This window comes from Pseudomonas sp. GL-B-26 (assembly GCF_019947405.1).
Taxonomy (GTDB): domain Bacteria; phylum Pseudomonadota; class Gammaproteobacteria; order Pseudomonadales; family Pseudomonadaceae; genus Aquipseudomonas.
This window is the reverse complement of the sequence record NZ_JAGYGJ010000001.1, coordinates 195,961-215,535: the sequence shown is the minus strand read 5'-3', so window position 1 is coordinate 215,535 and position 19,575 is coordinate 195,961. Positions and strand designations below refer to the sequence as shown.

Sequence of the window (19,575 nt, the reverse complement as noted above, 5' to 3'; positions counted from 1 at the left end):
GGCTGAGTCTCCCGTGATCACTTACCGGATTTCGGATAGGGGTCGTCCGTTGCGTCTCCTTGGCCGCTGAGGATTTTCCAGCCGTTTTGTATGTGCAATGAATCCAGGCGTTGCGGGCAGGGCGGCAAGGATTTTTTCGATTGGTTGGAATATTCGTAGCCGCAGTCGGCGCATTCGTAGGTGCCTGCGGAAACGTCGCTGCCGTTAGGTGCGTAAACTTTTTGCATGGGGTCGTTCTCCTGTGGATACAGGGAAGATCCTATGCGGACTAATGCTGGCGGGATGTCGGACGTTTCGCTTAATCAGGTCAGGCATTTCCTGCGCGCATAAAAAAGATCACAGACTTCGTCAGCTCCTACAGGGTTTTCGTACATCCGAAAATCCGCTGTCGTAGGAGCTGCCGAAGGCTGCGATCTTTTTAAGGTTTGAATCAGTGACGCTTGCGATTGCTGATCAAGGTGCCCACACCAGTATCGGTGAAGATCTCAAGCAGAATGGCATTCGGCACCCGACCATCGATGATCAACGAGCTGCCCACGCCACCTTGCACTGCTTCCAATGCGCAGCGGATCTTCGGCAGCATACCGCCGTAGATGGTGCCGTCGGCGATCAGATCATCGACCTGTTGGGTGGTCAGGCCGGTCAGGACCGTCCCCGACTTGTCCATCAGGCCGGCGATGTTGGTCAGCAGCATCAGCTTTTCAGCCTTCAGCGCTTCGGCAACTTTACCGGCCACCAGGTCGGCGTTGATGTTGTACGACTCGCCGTTGGCGCCGACACCGATTGGCGCGATGACCGGGATGAAGTCGCCTTTGACCAGCAGGTTCAGCAAGTCGGTGTTGATCCCGACCACTTCGCCCACTTGGCCGATGTCGATGATTTCAGGTTGGGTCATCTCCGGTGTCTGGCGGGTGACGGTGAGTTTCTTCGCACGAATCAGCTCGGCGTCTTTACCGGTCAGGCCGATGGCGCTGCCGCCATGACGGTTGATCAGGTTGACGATGTCCTTGTTCACCTGGCCGCCGAGGACCATTTCCACCACGTCCATGGTCTGCGCGTCAGTCACGCGCATGCCATCGATGAAGTGGCTCTCGATCGACAGACGCTTGAGCAGATCGCCGATTTGCGGGCCGCCGCCGTGAACCACCACCGGGTTTATGCCGACGGCTTTCATCAGCACGATGTCGCGGGCGAAGCCGGTTTTCAGCTCCTCGCTTTCCATCGCGTTGCCGCCGTATTTGATCACCAGCGTCTTGCCGACATAGCGGCGAATGTAAGGCAGCGCTTCGGACAGGACCTTGGCGGTGTTGGCGGCGGCTTCGCGTTCGAGGGTCATTCAGGGCTCCGGGTGCTTCGTTAAATCAAAACGGTAATTGGAGATCAGGTGCAACACGCTTCAGTTGGACGTGGAAAACGTCCTTGATGCGCTGCAGTTCAGCCTCGTCATCGGCCTCGAAGCGCAGCACCAGCACCGGTGTGGTGTTGGACGCGCGCACCAGGCCCCAGCCTTTGGCGTAGTCGACTCGCACGCCGTCAATGGTGGTCAGGTCGGCGCCTTCGCCCCACTTCGCGTCGTGCAGAGCATCAATGATGCTGAATTTGCTCTCTTCGGTCACATGGATATTGATTTCCGGCGTAGAAATATCGTTCGGGAAGGTCGCAAACAGCTCTTCCGCGGTGGATTTTTCTTTGCTGAGGATCTCCAGCAGACGAGCGGCGCTGTAAATGCCGTCGTCGAAACCGAACCAGCGCTCCTTGAAGAAGATGTGCCCACTCATTTCGCCGGCCAGCAGGGCGCCGGTTTGTTTCATTTTCTTTTTGATCAACGAGTGACCGGTCTTCCACATTAGCGGACGGCCGCCGTATTCCTTGATCAGCGGCGTCAGGCGACGGGTGCATTTGACGTCGAAGATGATCTCCGCGTCAGCGTTGCGCGCCAGCACGTCACGGGCGAACAGCATCAGCAGGCGGTCCGGGTAAACGATGCTACCGGTGTTGGTCACCACGCCGACGCGGTCGCCGTCGCCGTCGAAGGCCAGGCCCAGGTCAGCGTTGGTTTCCTTGACCTTGGCGATCAGGTCCACGAGGTTTTCAGGCTTGCCCGGGTCCGGGTGGTGATTTGGGAAGTTGCCGTCGACGTCGCAGAACAGCGGGATGACTTCGCAGTTCAGGGCTTCGATCAGTTGCGGGGCGATCACGCCGGCCGCGCCGTTACCGCAGTCGACCACGACTTTGAGGCGGCGAGCCAGTTTGATGTCCTGGACGATTTCGGTGTTGTAGCGGTCGAGGATCTCGACCTGGGTGATGCTGCCCTTGCCGCTGCTCAGGTTGTTGGTCTTGAGGCGTTCGTGCAGGGCCTGGATCTGTTCGTTGGCCAAGGTGTCGCCAGCGATGACGATCTTGAAGCCGTTGTAGTTCGACGGGTTGTGGCTGCCGGTGAGCATTACGCCGGATTTGCCGGCCAGCACGTTGGCGGCGTAGTACAGCGCAGGCGTTGGCACCAGGCCGACGTCGCTGACGTGGCAACCGCTGTCGGCGAGGCCTTTGATCAGTTGTTCGACCAGTTCTGGACCGGACAGGCGACCGTCACGGCCGACGGACACGTTGGGTTCGTCCTGGGCCAGGCTCTGGGAGCCGATGGCGCGACCGAGCCAATAAGCGGTTTCAGCGTTCAAGAACTCCGGGACGGTGCCGCGAATGTCGTAGGCGCGGAAGATGCTGTCGGGGAACTTGGGTGCGACTTGGGCTGGGGTGCTCATCTGTAGGAATGCTCCATCTCGAAAGTGGCTGGACCTGCCGCGAAGAACTCGTCGGCCGGTTCAAACTGAAGGGTATGACGGCGTTTTCCACTGAGAGTTCGTGGTGTGTAAAGGCCATGACACCTGCGTTTGCGAGGTAATGACCAGCCAATGCCTTGATTTTCGGGGCTAAACCTTGCAGATGACAATTTGATTTTGTGGAGAGCAAGCTTGTCCCCTGTAGGAGCTGCCGAAGGCTGCGATCTTTTGATCTTGGTCTTTAAAGTCAAAAGATCGCAGCCTTCGGCAGCTCCTACAGGGGTTTAGCGCTTCTACCGGGTCATTTGGTGCCGGAGTGGCCGAAGCCGCCGGTGCCGCGCTCGGTTTCAACGAACTCTTCGACCATCTCGAAATGCGCTTGAACCACTGGTACCAGCACCAACTGGGCCAAACGTTCGCCAACGACCATGGTGAATTCGGTCTGGCCACGGTTCCAGCACGACACCATCAGCGGGCCTTGATAATCGGAGTCGATCAGGCCGACCAGGTTGCCCAACACGATGCCGTGCTTATGGCCCAGGCCCGAGCGCGGCAGAATCAGCGCCGCCAGGCCTGGATCACCGATGTACACCGACAGGCCGGTAGGAATCAGGAGGGTTTCGCCCGGCTTGATGATGGTGTCTTTTTCCAGCATGGCGCGCAGGTCGAGGCCGGCGGAGCCTGGCGTGGCGTACTGCGGCAGCGGGAAATCGGTACCGATGCGAGGGTCGAGGATCTTGGCTTGCAAAGTGTGCATGTAAATTAAACCTGGTTCAGACGTTCGGCGATAAAAGTGATCAGCTGGCGGGCAATCTTGCTCTTGCTGGTCTGGGCGAAAAGTATGGCGTGTAACTGGCGGTCGATCACGCTGCAGGCGTTTTCTTCACTGTTGAAGCCAATACTCGGGTTGGCGACGTCGTTGGCGACGATCAAATCGAGGTTCTTGTCTTTCAACTTGCGTGCAGCATAGTCGAGCAGGTGTTCGGTTTCGGCGGCGAAACCGACACTGAACGGACGGTCAGGGCGAGTGGCGATGGTGGCCAGGATGTCCGGGTTACGCACCATCTGTAGCAACAAGCCGTCGCCGTTCGTGGGGTCTTTCTTGAGTTTCTGTGGGGCGACGACTTCCGGGCGGTAATCCGCGACCGCTGCCGAGGCGATGAACAGGTCGCAAGGGATCGCGGCTTCGCAGGCGGCAAGCATGTCACGAGCACTGACCACGTCGATGCGCGTGACGCGATCCGGGGTCGGCAGGTGCACCGGACCGGTGATCAGCGTTACGCGGGCGCCGGCTTCCACCGCGGCTTCGGCCAGGGCAAAGCCCATTTTTCCGGAGCTGTGGTTGGTGATGTAGCGCACCGGGTCGATGTTTTCCTGGGTCGGGCCGGCGGTGATCAGCACGTGTTTACCGGTCAGCGCCTGACGCTGGAAGCAGTCCGCCGCGCACTGGGCGAGGTCGGTGGCTTCGAGCATGCGGCCCATGCCGACGTCGCCACAGGCCTGGCTGCCGGAGGCTGGGCCAAAGGTTTTCAGGCCACGGCTTTCGAGGGTTTGCAGGTTGGCCTGGGTCGCCGGGTCGCGCCACATGGCCTGGTTCATCGCCGGGGCAACGGCGACCACGGCATCGGTGGCCAGCACCAAAGTGGTCAGCAGGTCGTCGGCAATGCCTTGGGCCAGGCGGGCGATAAGGTCTGCGGTGGCGGGGGCGATCAGCACCATGTCGGCCCATTTGGCCAGCTCGATGTGGCCCATCGCGGCTTCTGCCGCAGGGTCCAGCAGGTCGAGGTGGACCGGGTGGCCGGACAAGGCCTGCATGGTCAGCGGGGTGATGAACTCGCTGCCGCCACGGGTCATGACCACGCGCACTTCGGCGCCCTGGTCGATCAGTCGGCGAACCAGGTCGGCGCTCTTGTAGGCAGCAATGCCGCCGCCGACGCCCAGAACGATGCGTTTCCGATACAGCCGCTGCATAGGTCTGCCTTTCATTTCGTTGATGACTGCATGGCGATACCCCCTCCCCAGGAGTGAAATCGCCCGCAAAAAAGATGGGCTACGATATCACAGCGACCGCTACGGAACAGCGGCGCCCACAGACCAGGGAGGTGCTATGAGTATTCGTGATTGGCCCGCGGCGGAACGGCCGCGGGAGAGGTTGCTTGAGTTGGGCTCGGGGAGCCTTTCGGACGCCGAACTGCTGGCGATTTTTTTACGAACGGGTGTGTCGGGTAAAAGCGCGGTAGATCTGGCGCGACACCTGTTGAGTCGGTTTGGCAGCCTGCGCTCACTGCTCGAGGCCGATCAGGCAGCATTCAGCCGGCAGTTGGGGCTCGGGCCGGCGAAATTCGCTCAGTTGCAAGCGGTCCAGGAAATGAGCCGGCGGCATTTGGCCGAACGTGCGCGCCAAAAATCGGCGCTGGAAAATCCGCAGGCGGTTCGTGATTACCTGAAGTCAATGTTGCGCCATGAGCCTCACGAGGTGTTCGGCTGTCTGTTTTTGGATTCCAGGCATCAAGTGCTGACCTTTGAAGTGCTGTTTCGCGGATCCATCGACAGCACCAGTGTCTATCCGAGGCAAGTGGTTAAACGCGCGTTGGCCCACAACGCCGCAGCGCTGATCCTCTGCCATAACCATCCGTCGGGTAATACCAACCCCAGTCAAGCCGACCGAACGCTGACCAAGCGCCTGCAAGAGGCGCTGGACCTGATCGATGTGCGGGTGCTCGACCATTTCATCATCGGTGACGGCGATCCGCTGTCCATGGCTGAGTATGGGTGGATGTAGTGAGCGACGAAAACCCATGTGGGAGCGGGCTTGCTCGCGAAGGCGTCGTGTCAGTCGATATCAATGTCTACTGACAGACCGCTTTCGCGAGCAAGCCCGCTCCCACAGGGTTTGGTGGTGACGCTGATTACTTGAGGTTGACCTTCGAGTAATCCTGGCGGCCGAACGGGCTCACTTGATAGCCCTCAACGTCCTTGCGCGTCAGCGCGAAGGCGGTCGGGTGGGCCAGCGGCAGCCACAGCGCCTGCTGCTGGATCTGTGCCTGGGCCTGTTCGTAGAGCTTGGTGCGCACACCTTGCTCGCCGGTGGTCTTGCCGGCGCTGATCAGCTTGTCCAGGTCCTGGTTGCAGTAGCGTGCGAAGTTGGTGCCGGATTTGACCGCGGCGCAGGAAAACTGCGGCGTGAGGAAGTTGTCCGGGTCACCGTTGTCGCCGGCCCAGCCCATGAACAACAGATCGTGTTCACCGGCCTTGGCACGGCGAATCAGTTCGCCCCACTCGATCACCCGAATCTCGGCCTGGATGCCGATTTCCGCGAGGTCCGATTGCAGCATTTGCGCGCTGAGGCTCGGGTTCGGGTTGAGCAGACTGCCAGAAGGTCGGGTCCAGATGGTGGTCTGGAAACCGTCCTTGAGCCCGGCCTTCGCCATGAGGGCTTTGGCTTTTTCGACGTCGTGCGGATAACCCGGCAGGCCTTTGGCATAGCTCCAGGTGTTCGGCGGGTATGGACCATTGGCAGGTTCGGCGGTGTCTTCGAACACGGCTTTGACGTAGTTGGCCTTGTCGAACGCGAGGTTGATCGCCTGGCGCACTTCAGGCTTGTCCAGCGGCGGATGCTGGCTGTTGATGCCGACGAACGCGGTCATGAAGGCGTCAGTCTTTTCCACTTTCAGGGTCGGTTCTTTCAGCGCTGCCTGTACGTCCAGAGGCTTGGGCGACAGGGCGATCTGGCACTCGTTGCGGCGCAATTTCTGCAAACGCACGTTGGCGTCAGGGGTGATGGCGAAAATCAGCGGATCCACCGAAGGCTTGCCGCGGAAGTAGTCCGGGTTGGCCTTGTAGCGGATCGAGGCATCTTTCTGGAAGCGCGTGAAGATGAACGGCCCGCTGCCGATTGGCTGGCTGTTGAGCTTTTCCGGGGTGCCGGCCTTCATCAGTTTGTCGGCATATTCGGCGGAGTAGATCGAGGCGAAGCCCATGCTCAGCGTCGCGAGGAAGGTCGAGTCTGGGTGATCGAGGGTGAAGCGCACTGTCAGCGGGTCCAGCGCGTCGATTTTCTTGATCAATGCTGGCAACTGCATCGACTGGGCGTGCGGGAAGCCGCTTTGGGCGACTTTGTGCCAAGGGTTTGCCGGGTCGAGCATGCGGTCGAAGCTGAACTTCACGTCTTCGGCGGTCAGGTCACGCGTCGGGCTGAAATATTCGGTGCGGTGAAACTTCACCTGCGGGTGCAATTTGAAGACATAGGTCAGGCCGTCGGGCGTGACTTCCCAGCTGTCGGCGAGGCTGGCGACCACTTTGCCGCTGGCGGTATCGAAGTCCACCAGACTGTTCATCAGCACGTCGGCCGAGGCGTTGGTGGTGGTCAGCGAGTTGTATTGCACCACGTCGAACCCTTCCGGGCTTGCCTCAGTGCAAACGCTCAGAGCGGCGGCATGGGCCAATGGGCTCAGCAGAAGAGGGGCGAGCAACAACGGTAGGGCAGCGAGGCGCATGGTCGGATTCCTTTACAGATCGAAGGCCCATCTGCAAGTGCAGTCTGGAAAAGGCTTACCCTAGTGGGCTCTTTTGTAAATGACTATCCCCTTTTTCATTTTAAGGGGACTATAGGCGATTGTTTTCGGTGAGTACCGGTTGAGCAAAACCCTGGATTGGCCTGTTGGCCGATTCTCTGCGACGAGCGGTCTTCATCGACGATAGCCTTTATCCAAGGCGCTCCGAGCCAGAAAAACGGGGTTTTTATTAAGTCTGTGCACACGGAATGTTGTTGCTCTCCAGTCTTTCTGGTATAAAGCAGCGCTCTTTTCTAGGGGCCCGGTTCCTTCACTGTAGGTGTAGCCGGTAAGACCTCTAAAGAAACGCGGCGCCTGGCGCCAAATGACTGAGAGATTAAGCGGCCAACCCATGCCGGGTTGGGCATGTGGTTTTAGAGGGCTGAGGCATGTCGAGAGTATGTCAAGTTACCGGTAAGGGTCCGGTGACTGGGAATAACATTTCCCACGCAAACAACAAAACCCGTCGTCGTTTCCTGCCGAACCTGCAGCATCACCGCTTCTGGGTTGAAGAAGAGAAACGTTTCGTGCGTCTGCGCGTATCTGCCAAAGGCATGCGTATCATCGACAAGCGTGGCATCACTGTCGTGCTGGCCGAAATCCGCAAAGCTGGCAAGATCTAAGGGAGCTAATCATGCGTGAATTGATTCGTTTGATTTCGAGCGCCGGTACTGGTCACTTCTACACTACCGACAAGAACAAGCGCACTACTCCGGACAAAATCGAGATCAAGAAATTTGATCCGGTTGTTCGCAAGCACGTGATCTACAAAGAAGGCAAAATCAAGTAATTGATTTTTCCCTCTTACGAAAAAGGCCCGTATCGCGAGATACGGGCCTTTTTTGTGGCCTCGAGAAAGGTTTCAAGCCTTCTGTTCAAACGCCACATAGATTTTGCGGCACGGCTCCAATACCTCCCAGGTACCTCGGAAACCGGCCGGGATCACGAAGCGGTCACCCGCGCGCAGGGTTTTGCTGTTGCCGTCGTTGTCGCGTAGTACCGAAACCCCTTGAACGATTTCGCAGTATTCATGTTCGGTGAAGTTCACCGTCCATTGCCCGACGTCGCCTTCCCATACGCCGGCGTTCAGCTGGCCGCACGGGCTGTTGTAGTGGTTGTACACCGCTTGCTCGGGATCGCCCTTGAGGACTTTCGTCGGGTCTGGTCGATAGCGCTCGGGCGCGGTCGTGGCCTGGCTGAAGTCGACGACATCCTGGATATTCATTGTTGTAATTTCCCGTGATTGCCTGAAAAGTCCAAAGTCTATGTTTATTAAAATGAACACCGCAAGGCCGTTTGCCGACCTTGTGTCAAATATATTGAAACAACCCCGGCCACTGGTTTAGGGTGGCAGTTGCCTTGGGCCGAAACAGCAGGCTGGCCGGGCAGAATTCCTGACAGCGCCCGCGAAGACCGTGGAGCGTTCGTATTCAATAAGAGGAGGACACTCGTATGACCACCCTGACTCGTGCCGATTGGGAGCAACGGGCTCGCGATCTGAAGATCGAAGGCCGCGCCTACATCAATGGCGAATACACCGATGCTGTCTCCGCCGAGACCTTCGAGTGCATCAGCCCGGTCGATGGCCGTCTGCTGGGCAAGATTGCCAGCTGTGACGCCGCCGACGCCCAGCGCGCTGTTGAAAACGCTCGCTCCACCTTCAATTCCGGCGTCTGGTCGCGTCTGGCGCCGACCAAACGCAAAGCCACCATGATCCGTTTCGCCGGCCTGCTGAAACAGCACGCCGAAGAGCTGGCCCTGCTTGAAACCCTGGACATGGGCAAGCCAATCAGCGATTCCCTGTACATCGATGTTCCAGGCGCGGCGCAAGCCTTGAGCTGGAGCGGTGAAGCCATCGACAAGATCTACGACGAAGTGGCCGCGACTCCCCATGACCAGCTGGGTCTGGTGACCCGCGAACCGGTCGGCGTAGTCGGCGCGATCGTGCCGTGGAACTTCCCGCTGATGATGGCGTGCTGGAAACTCGGCCCGGCGCTGTCCACCGGTAACTCGGTGATCCTCAAGCCATCCGAAAAATCGCCGCTGACCGCCATCCGCATCGCTGCGCTGGCCGTTGAGGCCGGCATCCCGAAAGGCGTGTTGAACGTCCTGCCAGGTTACGGTCACACCGTCGGCAAGGCCCTGGCCCTGCACAATGATGTAGACACCCTGGTGTTCACCGGTTCGACCAAAATCGCCAAGCAACTGCTGATCTACTCCGGCGAATCGAACATGAAACGCGTCTGGCTCGAAGCCGGCGGCAAGAGCCCGAACATCGTGTTCGCCGATGCGCCGGACCTGCAAGCTGCCGCTGAATCGGCTGCCGGCGCCATCGCCTTCAACCAGGGCGAAGTCTGCACCGCCGGCTCGCGCCTGTTGGTGGAGCGTTCGATCAAGGATAAATTCCTGCCGCTGGTGATCGAGGCCCTCAAAACCTGGAAACCGGGGAACCCGCTGGACCCGGCGACCAATGTCGGCGCGCTGGTGGATACCCAACAGATGAACACCGTGCTGTCCTACATCGAATCCGGCCACACCGACGGTGCCAAACTGGTGGCAGGCGGCAAGCGCATTCTTCAGGAAACCGGTGGCACCTACGTTGAGCCGACCATTTTCGACGGCGTCAGCAACGCGATGAAAATCGCTCAGGAAGAAATCTTCGGCCCAGTGCTGTCGGTGATCACTTTCGATACCGCCGAAGAAGCCATTGCGATTGCCAACGACACCCCTTACGGCTTGGCCGCAGCAGTGTGGACCAAGGATATTTCCAAGGCCCACCTGACTGCCAAGGCATTGCGCGCTGGTAGCGTGTGGGTCAACCAGTATGACGGCGGCGACATGACGGCCCCGTTCGGTGGTTTCAAGCAGTCCGGCAACGGTCGCGACAAGTCGCTGCACGCGTTCGACAAGTACACCGAGCTGAAGGCGACCTGGATCAAGTTGTAAGCCAGTGAAGGAGCCCGGCAACCAATCGGACTCCTGAACGACGCAGATCCCTTGTGGGAGCGGGCTTGCTCGCGAAGGCGCCGTAACAGCCAACGAAGATGTTGGATGTGATGGCCTCTTCGCGAGCAAGCCCGCTCCCACATTTGCTTTGTATGACCTGTAAAAAATAACAATCCACAGGAGCGTGGGAAATGCGTTGGGCGACTTATTTCGCCGTGTTGGCGTCTGTCTTGAGTGTCGGCCTGGCGCTGGGCGTCAGCATGCCGTTGGTGTCGTTTCGCCTGGAAGGCTGGGGTTACGGCTCGTTCGCCATCGGTGTGATGGCTGCGATGCCAGCCATTGGCGTATTGCTGGGGGCAAAGATCTCCAGCCATCTGGCCGCACGTCTGGGCACAGCCAATCTGATGCGTTTGTGCCTGTGGGCCGGGGCGTTGTCCATCGGTTTGCTGGCGCTGTTGCCGAGCTATCCGATTTGGTTGGTATTGCGGCTGATGATCGGGGTGATCCTGACCCTCGTCTTCATCCTTGGCGAAAGCTGGATCAACCAGCTTGTGGTTGAAGAGTGGCGCGGGCGATTGGTGGCGCTGTATGGCAGCAGCTATGCGCTGAGTCAGCTGGCCGGGCCGTTGCTGCTTGGCGTTGTGGGCACCGAGCACGATTACGGATTCTGGGTCGGTGTCGGGTTGCTGATGGCGGCACCGTTCCTGTTGCTGGGTCGCAGCGGCGCGCCGACCAGTGAAGCCTGCAGCGTGACCTTCAGCGACTTGCTGGGCTTCTGTCGTGGCCTACCGGCGATTGCCTGGGCGGTGTCGCTGTTCGCGGCGTTCGAAGCGATGATCCTGACGTTGTTGCCGGTTTATTGCCTGCGTCAGGGCTTTACCACGGAAATTGCGTTGGCGATGGTCAGCACGGTAGTGGTCGGTGATGCCTTGCTGCAATTACCGATTGGCGCGCTGGCTGATCGCTTGTCGCGACGTACGTTGTTCACCGGGTGTGCGGTGGTTCTGTTGATATCGAGCCTGGCCATCCCGTTATTGATCGACACGTTGCTGATCTGGCCGTTGTGGGTGTTGTTCGGTGCCAGTGCCGGCGGCTTGTTTACCTTGTCACTGATCCTGATCGGCGAGCGTTATCGCGACGATGCACTGGTGCGCGCCAATGCGCATATCGCGCAGCTGTGGGGTATCGGTTGCCTGGTCGGGCCGCTGGCGGCCGGTGCCGGTAGTCAGTGGATCAGCGGGCATGCGTTGCCGCTGCTGATGGCAGCCGGTGCATTTGGATTGGTGATTCTGCTGTCGCGGCAAGGCGCGTTTGGGACAGTTGCCGAACCGGCCTGATCGCTGCACAAACCTGTGGCGAGGGAGCTTGCTCCCGTTGGGTCGCGCAGCGGCCCTAAATCATGCGCCACCGTTAATTCAGATAGAACGCGGATGCCGGTTTGCGACTGCTGCGCAGCCGAGCGGGAGCAAGCTCCCTCGCCACAATTCATCACCAGCCTTCTGGCTACAACATCCGCTCCATGCCGACCATGCTGCTGAGCCATGAATTGAAATGCTGCCACCAACTTCCCGGTTCTTTGGTCAGCGTGTGCAGCTTGCCGTCATCTTCGGTGACCCAGACGATCTGACCCTTTTCCAGCCGGGCCTGATAGCTGAGGGGCGGCGCCATTCCCTCCAGTGCCAATTCGCGCACCCGTCCGGCGAGCTGCGGGTTGTCCACCAGGACCCCGACTTCGGTGTTCCACAGCACCGAGCGCGGGTCGAAATTGAACGACCCGATGAAGGCTTTCTGTCGGTCGAAAATCATCGCCTTGCTGTGCAGGCTGGAGTCGGAACTACGGGAGGAGCTGCTCCTGCTGTGAAACAGGCTCGGTCCGCTGCCGCTACCACCGTTGTCGCCGGGCTGACGACGCAATTCGAACAATTGCACGCCGTGCTCCAGCAAGGCTTTGCGATAAGGTGCGTAACCACCGTGCGTAGCGGGTACGTCGGTGGCTTCCAGTGAATTGGTCAGCAAACTCACCGACACGCCGGCATCGGCGCGACCGGTCAGATACACCTGACCCGGTTGGGTGGGTACGATGTAGGGCGAGACCATGATCAGCTCCTTGCTGACCCCATTGAGCTCGGGCGCCAACTGGGTGGTCAGCTGCAAGTACGGCTCCGGCTCACCCTTGGACAGCACCTTGCTCGGTGAGTCCCACAACGCCTGGTTCCAGGCCCAGATCAGCTCTCGGCGCCAGACATCCAAACGCGGGTGAGTGGTGTAGGCCATCAACTGCTGATAAAGCGCGTGGTTCTGTTTACGCGTTTCCTCCAGGGATTCGTCCAGTCGAGTCCGGGTGTTTCTCAGATCCTTGGCTGTCGGCTTGGTCGAGAGAAACTGTTCGATCGGCTTGCTCAGGGCACTGTTCCAGTACTGGTCGAAGCTGTGCCCCAACTGCTCTGCAACCGGGCCGACACTGAGCATGTCGATGTCGGTGAAATTGAGGTTGGGCTTGGCATCGAAATACTCGTCCCCCAGGTTGCGCCCGCCAACGATCGCCGCGCAGTTGTCCGCCACCCACAGTTTGTTGTGCATGCGCCGGTGTTGCAGCGACAGGTTGAAGAGCCGGCCCATGGTTCGCGTAACGACGGTGCTGCGGCCCAGATGTAGCGGGTTGAACACGCGGATCTGAATCTTCGGATGTGCGGCAAGGGTCGCAATGATCCTGTCCAGACCATCGCTGGTGGTGTCGTCGAGCAGAATCCGCACTCGCACGCCACGGTCGGCGGCATTGAGCAGCTCGCTCACCAGTATTCGTGTGCTGATGCCGTCATGGACGATGTAGTACTGCAGATCGAGGCTGCTTTGGGCGTTGCGAATCAGCTCGGCGCGGGCGGTGAAGGCCTCGGCGCTATCAGAGAGCAAGCGAAAACCCGATCGGCCCTGATGGGGGGCGGCCTGTGCCTGGACCGAGCGGCCGAAGGCCGAGTCCGTTGCCGGTAGGGCCTGACTCGGTTCGCTAGGGACATTGAGTGTCGTGCAACCACCAAGGAGCGAGGCGAGTAACAGAGTAGCAAGCAAGGGCTGTCTGATTCTCACGGAGCGTATTCCGGGTGGTGGCAGTTAGCATATGGACGCCGCATCCCGAAGAAAGGTCAGTCGGTTTCCGCTAGCAGTTTGATTGCCATCGCACCGACCTTGCGCACTGCTTCTTCGATCTGCGGGGTTGTTTTGGCAGCGTAGTTCATCCGCAGGCAATTGCGGTATTTGCCGGAGGCGGAAAAGATACTGCCGACGGCAATCTGTACGCCTTGATCGTGCAGTGCACGATTCAGTTTCAGGGTGTCGAAACCCTCCGGCAGCTCGACCCAGAGCATGAAGCTGCCCTGGGGACGACTGGCTCGGGTACCGGCCGGAAAATAGCGGCTGACCCAATCGATCATCACGTCGCGATTGCGTTGGTATTGGGTGCGCATCCGCCGCAAATGCGGTTCGAAGTGCCCGGACTTGAGAAATTCGGCAATCGCGATCTGCGGTTGCGGCGCGGTGGAGCCGGTGCTGATGTATTTCATGTGCAGCACCCGTTCCAGATACCGTCCCGGTGCCACCCAACCAATGCGCAGTCCCGGCGCCAGGGTCTTGGAAAACGAGCTGCAAAGCAGGACGCGGCCGTCTTCGTCGAAGGATTTGATCGTGCGCGGACGCGGGTAGGTGTAGGCCAGTTCGCCATACACATCGTCCTCGATGATCGCCACGTCGAAGCGCTGTGCAAGTGTCAACAACGCGCGTTTGCGCGACTCCGGCATGATGTAGCCCAGCGGATTGTTGCAGTTGGGGGTCAACTGTATGGCTTTGATCGGCCATTGTTCCAAGGCCAGTTCGAGGGCATCAAGGCTGATCCCGGTGAGCGGGTCGGTAGGGATTTCCAGGGCTTTCATGCCCAAGCCTTTGAGGGTCTGCATGGCGCCGTGAAAGCTCGGCGAGTCCACAGCCACAATATCCCCCGGCTCGCAGATGGCGCGAATACTGGTGGACAGCGCTTCGTGGCAACCGGTAGTGATCACCAAGTCGTGGGCTGTCAATTGGCAGCCGGAATCCAGCAGCAGACGGGCAATCTGTTCGCGCAGTTCGAGGGTGCCGTAGATGTTGTCGTAATACAGACCGGGCATGTCCTGCCGCCGGCTGATTCGCGCCAGGCTGCGCAGCAGCGGTTTCATGGTCGGCGTGGTGATGTCCGGCATGCCGCGGCCCAGTTGCACCACATCCTTGCGCGGGACGGCGCGGATCAGTTCCAGCACTTGATCCCACTGGGAAATATCCACCGGACGCTGGGCCGGGCGACCAATTACCGGAAGCTCCGGCAGTTCGCGACCCACCGGTACAAAGTAACCCGACTTGGGTTTGGGTGTCGCCAGGCCGCTGTCTTCCAGCACGCGATAGGCCTGCTGCACCGTGCTCAGGCTGACGCCGTGTTCAACACTCAACGCCCGCACCGACGGCAGCCGGTCACCGGGGCGATAGAAGCCCTGTTCGATACGCGTACCAAGTAGTTCGGCGAGGTTGACGTAAAGGGTCATGGCGCAGTCTCGGTGTGGGTTATTTGGCTTACCAGTACAGATGGGTCGAAAATAGGGAATTCAGACGCTGAAATGCAAAATCTGTATGGGGTTAATACAGTCTTGTTGAATCTGTAATGCTTTTTTCCGTCCGCGCATCATGAAAGCTCTAGCTACCCAAGTAAACAGGAGCAATCAAAATGAACGGCTTGAGCGATGTGCGGCTGACGTTACACAGTCAGGAACTGGCGGCAGGGCAAATCAACGGCGCACGCGAGGCGGTCATGCGCAACGCACCGACCGGCCTGAGTCGCTGGGGTCTGTTCTGGCATCGTCTGCACACGCGCAAGGTGTTGCTGGAGCTCACGACTGAGCAACTGAGGGATGTCGGGTTGAGTCGGGAGCAGGCGCGGGAGGAGGGGCTTAAACCGTTCTGGCGGATCTGAATCTTGCGGTGTTCTTTGAACCGATTCGCGAGCAAGCCCGCTCCCACATTTGATCGTTGCCGAACACAAAATCTGTGTTCACTGAGAATCTAATGTGGGAGCGGCGGTGCGACGATTCGACTTGCTCGCGAAGACGTCCGAAAGAACGCCACTGTTCTTTCAGACCAACTCCTTAAGCCGATGCCACAACATTCCCAACGCCAACAATGGCGAGCGCAAATGCTTGCCGCCAGGGAACGTGATATGCGGCACCTTTGCAAACAGATCAAACCCACCACCCTGCTGACCACTGATAGCCTCAGCCAACAACTTCCCCGCGAGGTGCGTGGCATTCACGCCATGACCGGAATAAGCCTGGGCGTAATACACATTCGGCTGATCCTTGAGCCGGCCGATCTGCGGCAGACGGTTGGCGCCGATGCCGATCATCCCGCCCCATTGATAGTCGATCTTCACCCCGGCCAGTTGCGGGAAAACCTCCAGCATCTTCGGCCGCATGTAGGCGGCGATGTCCTTCGGGTCGCGACCGGAATAGTGACAGGCGCCGCCAAACAGCAAGCGTCGGTCCGCCGAGAGCCGGTAGTAATCCAGCGCCACCCGTTGATCGCAGACCGCCATGTTCTGCGGCAGCAGCGAGTGAGCCAGCGCTTCACTCAACGGTTCGGTAGCGATGATGTAGCTGCCGGCGGGCAGCACCTTGCCGCCGAGTTCGGGATTGAGTTCATTGAGGTAGGCGTTGCAGCCCAGCACCAGCGTTTTGGCGCGGACCGAGCCCTGGGCGGTATGGACCTTGACCTCGGGGCCATAATCGATGCGGGTGACTGCCGATTGTTCGAACAGCTTCACCCCCAACTGCTGGGCGGCCGCCGCTTCGCCCAGTGCCAGGTTCAGCGGGTGCAGATGCCCCGAGCCCATGTCGATCAAACCGCCGACGTAACGGTCGGAACCCACAACGGAATGCATTTCACTGGCTTGCAGCAGGCGGGTTTCGTAACGGTAACCGAGACTGCGCAGCTCTTCGGCGTCTTCGGCAAAACCTTCGAGGTCCCGGGGCTTGTTCGCCAGGTCGCAATAGCCCCAGGTCAGGTCGCAAGGGATCTGAAAACGCTCGACGCGCTGTCGGACGATTTCCACCGCTTCCAGGCCCATGAGTTTCATCTGACGCACGCCGTCCGCACCGATCACGTTGGCGAACTGATCGAGGCCGTGGCCGACGCCTCGAATCAACTGCCCGCCATTGCGTCCGCTGGCGCCCCAACCGATTTTGTGGGCTTCGAGCAGGATCACACTGAAGCCACGTTCGGCCAGTTCGAGCGCCGTGTTCAACCCGGAAAACCCGCCACCGACCACGCACACGTCAGCCACCAAGTCAGCTGTGAGCACCGGATGATCGGGCTGCGGCAGGCTGCTGGCGGCGTAGTAAGAAGCAGGGTGCTGGTGGTTCGGGGCCGGTTGCTGAGCACGGGCATTCATGTGCGTGTTCCTGATTCTTGTGTTTAGAAAATTTGACGGAGCATAAGCCGGACCTTCGGACACGGGCAACACTGGTCGGTTGGTGCTGTCTGGATCGGGGCTTTTACGTCAGAATCCCGCTCTATTCCGCTTTTGGTTACCGCTTCGATGAGCTGCAACAGTCAGAAAATTCGCACGCTACGGCAGCAGATTCCCTCGTTCGAGTGCGTGCCCGGCTGCCATGACTGCTGTGGACCGGTAACCACCTCGCCGGAAGAAATGTCCCGCCTGCCGCGCAAGACCCGTGCCGAGCAGGATGCCGCGATGGATGAGCTCAATTGCGTTCACCTAGGGCCTAACGGCTGCACCGTGTATGACGAGCGGCCGCTGATCTGTCGACTGTTCGGCACCACCAAGACCTTGCCGTGCCCGAATGGGCGGGGGCCGGTGGAGCTGATTCATCCGCGGGTCGAGAAGCAGATTCATGAGTACATGGCTTCGACGCGGCAGGTTCTGGTTTAGGCGTCGCCAGCCAAAAGATCTTCAATCCGGAATCGGCAGGCTCAAACTCTCCTTAACCTCTTCCATCACGATGTAGCTCTTGGATTCGCGCACATGCGGCAGCTTGAGCAGGATGTCGCCCAGCAGTTTGCGGTACGAGGCCATCTCGGAAATCCGCGCTTTCACCAGATAGTCGAAATCGCCTGACACCAAATGGCACTCCAGCACGTGGGGCAGTTTCAGCACCGCGCGTCGGAACTCTTCGAAAGTGTCGCCGGATTTGTAGTCGAGGCTGATCTCGACGAATACCAGAAGACTACCCTTGAGGTGCTGCGGATTGAGCCGGGCGTTGTAGCCCATGATGATCCCTTCGCGCTCCAGCCGCCGGACCCGCTCGGTACACGGCGTGGTCGAGAGCCCGACCTTTTCCCCCAGTTCGGTGAAGGAGATACGCCCGTCCGCTTGCAGGATCCGCAGGATGTTGCGGTCGATCTTGTCCAGCTCACGTTTGGTCTGAGTGTTGGTACGCATAGGGGATGCGCCTCCGTGAAAAGCGTTTTTGCCGAGAATTCTCGCCAAATATAGGCACTTATATAGTGAAAAGCACTGCCTAATCTTTTTTACACTGCGCACATCAATGCTCGACAACTACGAACGTCAGCGGCAAGCCGCGATGAGGGATATGAAAATGCGCGTTATGGTCTTGGGTAGCGGCGTCATCGGTACCACCAGTGCTTACTATCTGGCGCGTGCCGGGTTTGAAGTGGTGGTGGTGGACCGTCAGCCGGCCGCTGCCATGGAGACCAGTTTCGCCAACGCCGGGCAGGTTTCGCCGGGTTATGCCTCGCCGTGGGCCGCACCGGGCGTGCCGCTCAAGGCCATCAAGTGGCTGTTGCAGCGCCACGCGCCGCTGGCGATCAAGGCCACCGCCGACATCGACCAATACCTGTGGATGGCGCAGATGCTGCGCAACTGCACCGCTAGCCGTTATGCGGTGAACAAGGAGCGCATGGTCCGCCTGTCCGAGTACAGCCGTGACTGCCTCGACGAATTGCGCGCCGAAACCGGCATTGCCTACGAAGGCCGCAGCCTCGGTACGACCCAATTGTTCCGCACCCAGGCTCAACTCGACGGCGCCTGGAAAGACATTGCCGTGCTGAAAGAATCCGGCGTGCCGTTCGAACTGCTCGACCGCGCCGGCATTGCCCGCGTTGAGCCGGCGCTGGCCAGCGTCACCAACATCCTCGCCGGTGCCCTGCGCCTGCCGAACGACCAGACCGGCGACTGCCAGATGTTCACGACCAAGCTCGCGGAAATGGCTGCGAACCTCGGTGTGGAATTCCGCTTCGACCAGGACATTCAACGCCTCGACTACGCCGGTGATCGCATCAACGGCGTATGGATCGACGGCAAGCTGGAAACCGCCGACCGCTACGTGCTGGCGCTCGGCAGCTACTCGCCGCAACTGCTCAAGCCGCTGGGCATCAAGGCGCCGGTGTATCCGCTCAAGGGTTACTCCCTGACCGTGCCGATCACCAACCCGGCGATGGCTCCGACCTCGACTATCCTCGACGAGACCTACAAGGTCGCAATCACCCGTTTCGACAACCGCATCCGCGTCGGTGGCATGGCTGAAATAGCCGGTTTTGACCTGTCGCTGAACTCGCGTCGGCGCGAAACCCTGGAGATGATCGTCAACGACCTCTATCCTCAGGGCGGCGATCTGGCCCAGGCCAGTTTCTGGACCGGTCTGCGTCCGACCACTCCGGACGGCACGCCGATCGTGGGTGCTACGCCGTTCAGCAATCTGTTTTTGAACACGGGTCACGGCACGCTTGGTTGGACCATGGCGTGCGGTTCCGGTCGCTTGCTGGCCGATCTGATGGCGAAGAAAACGCCGCAAATCAGCGCCGAAGGCCTCGATATTTCCCGTTATGGAAAAAAACTTCAGGAGTCTGCAAAACATGTCAATCCAGCGCCAGCTCACCAATGAGCGCATGAGCCAGATCGTAGTCCACAGCGGTACCGTGTATCTGGCAGGGCAAGTCGGCGACGATATGAACGCCGGGATTGAACAGCAGACCCGTGAAACGCTTGCCAACATCGAGCGTTTGCTGGATCTGGCCGGGACCGACAAGAGCCGTTTGCTGTCGGTGACGATTTACTTGAAAGACATTGATGCACACTTTGAAGGCATGAACGCGGTCTGGGACAAGTGGCTGCCAAAAGGCGTCGCACCGGCCCGTGCCACCGTTGAATCGAAGTTGTGCGAACCGGAAATCCTGGTTGAGCTGTCGGTTGTCGCCGCTCTGCCATAAACCCGTCTGAAAAATCCCTCTCCCGGTGCTACTGGCGGTTC

General features: G+C 59.5%; 19 protein-coding genes and 1 pseudogene. 9 read left to right on the top strand and 11 right to left on the bottom strand.

Annotation, left to right across the window (positions count from 1 at the left end; all coding sequences use genetic code 11):
• Positions 1 to 17: 17 nt before the first annotated feature.
• From KGB23_RS01015 to coaBC, 5 genes and pseudogenes are all read right to left on the bottom strand, one after another.
• Positions 18 to 227, bottom strand: a complete 210-nt coding sequence (locus KGB23_RS01015) for a hypothetical protein (protein ID WP_223429566.1) — start codon at positions 225 to 227, stop codon at positions 18 to 20.
• A gap of 203 nt (positions 228 to 430) precedes the next feature.
• On the bottom strand, positions 431 to 1,336 hold the full coding sequence (gene argB, locus KGB23_RS01010; RefSeq protein WP_008007602.1) for an acetylglutamate kinase: 906 nt from the start codon (positions 1,334 to 1,336) through the stop codon (positions 431 to 433).
• 25 nt (positions 1,337 to 1,361) lie between these two features.
• Positions 1,362 to 2,738 (bottom strand): annotated as a pseudogene (locus tag KGB23_RS01005) (phosphomannomutase/phosphoglucomutase); the annotation flags it as partial.
• 340 nt (positions 2,739 to 3,078) lie between these two features.
• The gene (dut, locus tag KGB23_RS01000; protein ID WP_223429565.1) at positions 3,079 to 3,534 is read right to left on the bottom strand and encodes a dUTP diphosphatase; all 456 of its coding nucleotides are present in this window, start codon (positions 3,532 to 3,534) and stop codon (positions 3,079 to 3,081) included.
• A 5-nt stretch (positions 3,535 to 3,539) separates the two neighbouring features.
• Positions 3,540 to 4,748: a bifunctional phosphopantothenoylcysteine decarboxylase/phosphopantothenate--cysteine ligase CoaBC gene (gene coaBC, locus KGB23_RS00995; RefSeq protein ID WP_223429564.1), complete on the bottom strand. Its 1,209-nt coding sequence runs from the start codon at positions 4,746 to 4,748 to the stop codon at positions 3,540 to 3,542.
• Between the two features lie 136 nt (positions 4,749 to 4,884).
• Here coaBC and radC point away from each other — a divergent pair, with 136 nt between their 5' ends.
• Positions 4,885 to 5,559 carry a RadC family protein gene (gene radC / locus KGB23_RS00990; protein ID WP_223429563.1) on the top strand — a complete coding sequence of 225 codons (675 nt, stop codon included), beginning with the start codon at positions 4,885 to 4,887 and terminating at the stop codon, positions 5,557 to 5,559.
• Positions 5,560 to 5,686: 127 nt separating this feature from the next.
• Here radC and KGB23_RS00985 read toward each other — a convergent pair whose 3' ends face one another.
• Complete coding sequence (locus KGB23_RS00985) at positions 5,687 to 7,273, bottom strand: ABC transporter substrate-binding protein (RefSeq protein ID WP_223429562.1); 1,587 nt, start codon at positions 7,271 to 7,273, stop codon at positions 5,687 to 5,689.
• A gap of 446 nt (positions 7,274 to 7,719) precedes the next feature.
• On the opposite strand from KGB23_RS00985, the gene rpmB reads away from it, so the two are divergent.
• Positions 7,720 to 7,953 carry a 50S ribosomal protein L28 gene (gene rpmB, locus KGB23_RS00980; RefSeq protein ID WP_007894701.1) on the top strand — a complete coding sequence of 78 codons (234 nt, stop codon included), beginning with the start codon at positions 7,720 to 7,722 and terminating at the stop codon, positions 7,951 to 7,953.
• Between the two features lie 11 nt (positions 7,954 to 7,964).
• Positions 7,965 to 8,120 (top strand): 50S ribosomal protein L33, encoded by a 156-nt coding sequence (gene rpmG / locus KGB23_RS00975; protein ID WP_007894709.1) that lies wholly within the window; start codon positions 7,965 to 7,967, stop codon positions 8,118 to 8,120.
• A gap of 72 nt (positions 8,121 to 8,192) precedes the next feature.
• Here rpmG and KGB23_RS00970 read toward each other — a convergent pair whose 3' ends face one another.
• A complete protein-coding gene (locus KGB23_RS00970) occupies positions 8,193 to 8,555 on the bottom strand; it encodes a cupin domain-containing protein (protein ID WP_046045049.1) in 363 nt (120 codons plus the stop codon).
• A gap of 227 nt (positions 8,556 to 8,782) precedes the next feature.
• Between KGB23_RS00970 and KGB23_RS00965 the strand changes: the two genes are divergently transcribed.
• A complete protein-coding gene (locus KGB23_RS00965; RefSeq protein ID WP_223429561.1) occupies positions 8,783 to 10,276 on the top strand; it encodes an aldehyde dehydrogenase in 1,494 nt (497 codons plus the stop codon).
• A 191-nt stretch (positions 10,277 to 10,467) separates the two neighbouring features.
• A complete protein-coding gene (locus KGB23_RS00960; protein WP_223429560.1) occupies positions 10,468 to 11,613 on the top strand; it encodes an MFS transporter in 1,146 nt (381 codons plus the stop codon).
• 166 nt (positions 11,614 to 11,779) lie between these two features.
• On the opposite strand, the gene KGB23_RS00955 is transcribed toward KGB23_RS00960, so the two are convergent.
• Both KGB23_RS00955 and KGB23_RS00950 read right to left on the bottom strand, forming a co-directional pair.
• Positions 11,780 to 13,360, bottom strand: coding sequence for a phospholipase D family protein (locus tag KGB23_RS00955; protein WP_223429559.1), 1,581 nt, complete (start codon positions 13,358 to 13,360; stop codon positions 11,780 to 11,782).
• A 56-nt stretch (positions 13,361 to 13,416) separates the two neighbouring features.
• Positions 13,417 to 14,838, bottom strand: coding sequence for a PLP-dependent aminotransferase family protein (locus KGB23_RS00950; protein ID WP_223429558.1), 1,422 nt, complete (start codon positions 14,836 to 14,838; stop codon positions 13,417 to 13,419).
• Positions 14,839 to 15,017: 179 nt separating this feature from the next.
• Between KGB23_RS00950 and KGB23_RS00945 the strand changes: the two genes are divergently transcribed.
• On the top strand, positions 15,018 to 15,263 hold the full coding sequence (locus KGB23_RS00945; RefSeq protein ID WP_223429557.1) for a DUF1127 domain-containing protein: 246 nt from the start codon (positions 15,018 to 15,020) through the stop codon (positions 15,261 to 15,263).
• Positions 15,264 to 15,422: 159 nt separating this feature from the next.
• Here the strand turns inward: KGB23_RS00945 and KGB23_RS00940 are convergent, their stop codons facing one another.
• Positions 15,423 to 16,736 carry an NAD(P)/FAD-dependent oxidoreductase gene (locus KGB23_RS00940; protein ID WP_223429556.1) on the bottom strand — a complete coding sequence of 438 codons (1,314 nt, stop codon included), beginning with the start codon at positions 16,734 to 16,736 and terminating at the stop codon, positions 15,423 to 15,425.
• A gap of 147 nt (positions 16,737 to 16,883) precedes the next feature.
• On the opposite strand from KGB23_RS00940, the gene KGB23_RS00935 reads away from it, so the two are divergent.
• Entirely contained in the window at positions 16,884 to 17,237 is a 354-nt protein-coding gene (locus tag KGB23_RS00935) for a YkgJ family cysteine cluster protein (protein ID WP_007947437.1), read from the top strand.
• Positions 17,238 to 17,258: 21 nt separating this feature from the next.
• Here the strand turns inward: KGB23_RS00935 and KGB23_RS00930 are convergent, their stop codons facing one another.
• Positions 17,259 to 17,747 carry an Lrp/AsnC ligand binding domain-containing protein gene (locus KGB23_RS00930; RefSeq protein WP_003177284.1) on the bottom strand — a complete coding sequence of 163 codons (489 nt, stop codon included), beginning with the start codon at positions 17,745 to 17,747 and terminating at the stop codon, positions 17,259 to 17,261.
• A gap of 157 nt (positions 17,748 to 17,904) precedes the next feature.
• Here KGB23_RS00930 and dadA point away from each other — a divergent pair, with 157 nt between their 5' ends.
• A complete protein-coding gene (gene dadA / locus KGB23_RS00925; protein WP_223429555.1) occupies positions 17,905 to 19,209 on the top strand; it encodes a D-amino acid dehydrogenase in 1,305 nt (434 codons plus the stop codon).
• A complete protein-coding gene (locus tag KGB23_RS00920; RefSeq protein WP_008150191.1) occupies positions 19,181 to 19,534 on the top strand; it encodes a RidA family protein in 354 nt (117 codons plus the stop codon). Before dadA ends, KGB23_RS00920 begins: the two co-directional genes overlap by 29 nt.
• The last annotated feature ends 41 nt before the right edge of the window (positions 19,535 to 19,575 follow it).